Origin of the sequence: Deinococcus apachensis DSM 19763 (genome assembly GCF_000381345.1) — a bacterium.
Taxonomy (GTDB): Bacteria; Deinococcota; Deinococci; order Deinococcales; family Deinococcaceae; genus Deinococcus; species Deinococcus apachensis.
Map to the genome: position 1 here is coordinate 1 of NZ_KB906442.1, position 3,046 is coordinate 3,046.

3 protein-coding genes are annotated in these 3,046 nt (G+C 66.3%); all 3 read left to right on the plus strand.

Annotated elements, in window-relative coordinates; all coding sequences use genetic code 11:
- Positions 1-824: 824 nt before the first annotated feature.
- The 3 genes from F784_RS0121935 to F784_RS0121945 all read left to right on the plus strand — a co-directional run bounded on the left by F784_RS0121935 (position 825) and on the right by F784_RS0121945 (position 2,887).
- On the plus strand, positions 825-1,763 hold the full coding sequence (locus F784_RS0121935; protein WP_157465449.1) for a hypothetical protein: 939 nt from the start codon (positions 825-827) through the stop codon (positions 1,761-1,763).
- Between the two features lie 113 nt (positions 1,764-1,876).
- A complete protein-coding gene (locus F784_RS24305) occupies positions 1,877-2,263 on the plus strand; it encodes a helix-turn-helix domain-containing protein (protein ID WP_019588843.1) in 387 nt (128 codons plus the stop codon).
- A 393-nt stretch (positions 2,264-2,656) separates the two neighbouring features.
- A complete protein-coding gene (locus tag F784_RS0121945) occupies positions 2,657-2,887 on the plus strand; it encodes a hypothetical protein (RefSeq protein WP_019588844.1) in 231 nt (76 codons plus the stop codon).
- The last annotated feature ends 159 nt before the right edge of the window (positions 2,888-3,046 follow it).

Below are 3,046 nucleotides of genomic sequence, written 5' to 3' on the forward strand. Positions count from 1 at the left end.
GAGCGACTAAGTGGTGTAGCGCCCCAAGCGCCCCCTGTACCCTGCGGTCATGATCTCCCCAGCTCTTGTGCTAACCCCCAAGCAGGCTGCCGAACGGCTGGGGATTCGACTCCCCACATTGAGAAAGCACGCCGCGACCTGGGAGGCGCTCTCTGGGGAATCGTTGCCGCGTGGTGAGCATCTCGAGCGCCTCTGGCCAGAGCCCGTGGTGACCCTGCTCGGTGAGGCGCTCAGCATGGTCCACCGACGAGAGGCCACTAGCGTGGAGGGGGCGCTCCAGGCGCTCTACCACCCTGCTACGCCCCCCCCTGCGACGTTGCCGGGCCTGTCAGAAGACCTGCGGGCTTTGATCCGGGAGGAATTGCGGGTTGTGGTCCGTGAGGAGCTGAATGCTGTCGTAAGGGAACTGGCAGTCCAGCATGTGCCCACTGTCCAGGCCCCAGCTGGGGAGGTCCATGAGGCTGTGCGTTTAGAGGTACGCGAGGCCCTCAACCCTGATCGACTGCGCGTCCTCCTCCATGCTGCGACCCCACCCGAACCACGACGTCGAGGATGGCTGGCCCGGTTGCTGAGGCTATAAGGGAGACTCAGCCCTTTACTGACCCTTTGAGTGCCTGTGTTACTGTTCAGGCACAACCAAAAACCCCCTGCGTCAACAGGGGGCTTCAGTTCCCGGAGTACCAGGCGTCGCAACCCAAGGGTACACCGGGAGCAGAAAGGCTTCAACCTTGGAAAGTTCATCTGGGCGTCTTGCCCTAGTCCTTGCCCGTGCTCGTGCTGCCGTTCTCGGTGGTGCGGGCCTTCCTGCCGCGCCTACGCCTGCTGTGTGGCCCGTAGAACCGCCTGCCAACCTTGAGATAGCTCAACACTCCATCCCGGCCCCTGCTGACTCGCTACGGCCCTCCTACGCGCCTACACCTCACGTCCTGCCCACCCTGCCCACAGCGGGCGAGGTGCGCGGGGAGCGGGCGCTGAGCGTGGGTGCGGCCCGGCTGTGGGGCATCCTGCACGACCTGGCGCTGCACGTCGCCCGGCATCGGGGGCACACCGCGGCCCCGGTGAGCATCACGTTCCACCTGCCCGCTGTGATCCTGGCCGCCGTCGCGGGGTACTCGGAGCGGCACACGTATCGGCTGGCCGACGAGCTGCGCCATGCCGGGCTGCTCGACGAGCGGGGGCACGTCGCCCAGGTGGGCAAGCTGCGGCGCTATGACGGCACCCTATGGGCGGTGGCGCTGCGCCCGGACGCTCGGCCCCGGCTGCGCTGGTTTGACTTCCGGCATGACTGGCGGCCCGACTTTGCGACCGAGTACCACGGGGAACAGGGGGCGTGGCGGGAGGTGCAGGCGGTCATGTCAGAACCACTCACCCTTGAAGGGCAAGCCGAGCGGCTGCAAGGGATCGCCCGAACATGGGCCGCTGCGACCCGGACACCTAAAACCCCCGCTGAGGGAGGTTCTGACATGTGTCCTGGTGCGACGTTGCACGCTGTGGCCTACGCCCTGCCCGGCCTGCTGCATCTGCCCCCCCGGCAACGTCACCGGGAGGTGTCCCGGCTGGCCGCCGACCTCGCCCACGCCCTGAACGAACCCGGACGCCTGAAACAGTGGGCGGGAACGATTTACACCGCTCTGAGCGCCGAGAACGAACAGCGGCCCGGCCTGCACGTCCTGGCGCTGCAACTCGCCCGGCTGGCCGCCGACCTTGCCGAGGGGGCACCGTGGCGCAATCCCGGCGCAGTGTTGGCCGCCCGGCTGCGCTGATTTACCCCCCGAAGTCGAGAAACGCCGTCAGGGGCGGCACAACGCCTTAATACTCATTATGTTCTCAGACAGAAATGATGGAATATTCTACATCCAACGTAGTACACTGGGAGATGACTCTCTCCCATTCCACCGCTATTGCCAACCAACTGCCGCCCGCCCCCCTCGATCTGGGGGCGGGTTGCTTCATTGATACCGCCACCGTCGCGGAGTTCCTGGGCTGCACGGCCCGCACGGTGGTCAACCTCATCCGGCGCGGCCACCTGCCTGCCGTGCGCCTGGGGGAAGGCCGCACCGCCTACCGCGTGCCCGTGGCGGCCCTGCTGGAGTTCGTGACCCGCTTCGGCACCCACGCCCCGGCCACCGTCGCCGCCTCGGAGAACCCTGACGAGCTGCTGGAGTTCACCCCGGAACCCGTGATGCTCGCCACCCGGCGCACCTCCGACGGCCTGCTGATCGTGACACCCCTCCAGCCCCGCATCGAGCCCAGCGGGGACTAAGCAGTGGGTACGGTGACATTCCCCCAGCCCCCCGTCTCCCCCTTCAGTTCCGATTACGTCACGGACAGCACTACGCGGCGCAACATCAAGGTTGGCCGACGCATGGGTTACGGGCGTGGCCTTATTCCCCGCCTGCTGATTGCCACTGACCACGCCCCCGCTTGGATGATCGTTCAGCATGGGCGCGGCCCCCTGTATGACCACGGCTTCAACCGATCCGTCCATGACTACGTGGGGGAATTGATCGGGCATACCCCAGCGTGGTGTGCCTTGCAACGCGGGATTGAAGGGGGGCGGCATACCAACATCCTTCTGCCTGCCTCTGCCGTCCCTCCCCGTAAGCAGCGACCTCGGGGAACGCACGTCGAGGATGTCACCGACCTAGTTGGGCTGATGCGCTACCTCAGTGGCCCACCTGATGCCCGTGCCAACTACCGCGTTCAGGATCCACGCACGGGCCTCTGGTACGCGCCCACCGACGAGATGCGCGCCGCCGCCGAAGCTGAATATCTCGAAGCTAAATGCCGGGGCCGTCTCCCCGACATGCAGTGGACGCACAAGCTGCCCCGCCTCAAGGTGAGCCCGGACGAACTACAGCACCTCCTACCCCTCGCTGCCGACTGAGGGGGGTCTCAATTACCTACGTGTTTCAAATCCCTTCCCGCACCTCACCAATCACTGCCGCAAGTGACCAGCGGCGCCCTGTCCTGCATCCTCTCAGCCCCCATGTTCTTAACGCGCTCGCCGCCGTCAGGCGGCCCCACGAGGAAGCGGACGGGGAGG

Bases quoted from the DNA above. Each gene is read 5' to 3' on its own strand.
- F784_RS24305 (WP_019588843.1), top strand. From the start codon at position 1,877: ATGACTCTCTCCCATTCCACCGCTATTGCCAACCAACTGCCGCCCGCC.
- F784_RS0121945 (WP_019588844.1), top strand. From the start codon at position 2,657: ATGCGCTACCTCAGTGGCCCACCTGATGCCCGTGCCAACTACCGCGTT.